A 242-nucleotide genomic window follows, 5' to 3' on the forward strand; every position below is an offset into this window, starting at 1 on the left:
CTAAGAGTTAAAGACATTGCCCGGGTTGAACTGGGTTCACGCGATTACGATTTCCTCGGCCAGTACAACGGCCAGTCTGCTACGCTGGTGGGTCTTTTTCTGCAGCCGGGTGCCAATGCTCTGGACGTTGCGGCAGAAGTTAATGCCACTATCGCCGAGCTGAAACAACGCTTCCCCAGCGGCTTGGCGCAGGCGACACCTTACGACACCACGCGCTTTGTTGAAGTGTCAATGCGTGAGGT

Annotated in this window: 1 protein-coding gene; it reads left to right on the forward strand. The window is 55.8% G+C overall.

Annotated elements, in window-relative coordinates; genetic code table 11:
• A partial coding sequence (locus R0J87_RS24000) for an efflux RND transporter permease subunit (RefSeq protein ID WP_498889545.1) occupies nt 1-242 on the forward strand: 242 nt, incomplete at both ends.

Origin of the sequence: Halomonas sp. SIMBA_159 (genome assembly GCF_046536035.1) — a bacterium.
Taxonomy (GTDB): Bacteria; Pseudomonadota; Gammaproteobacteria; order Pseudomonadales; family Halomonadaceae; genus Vreelandella; species Vreelandella venusta_A.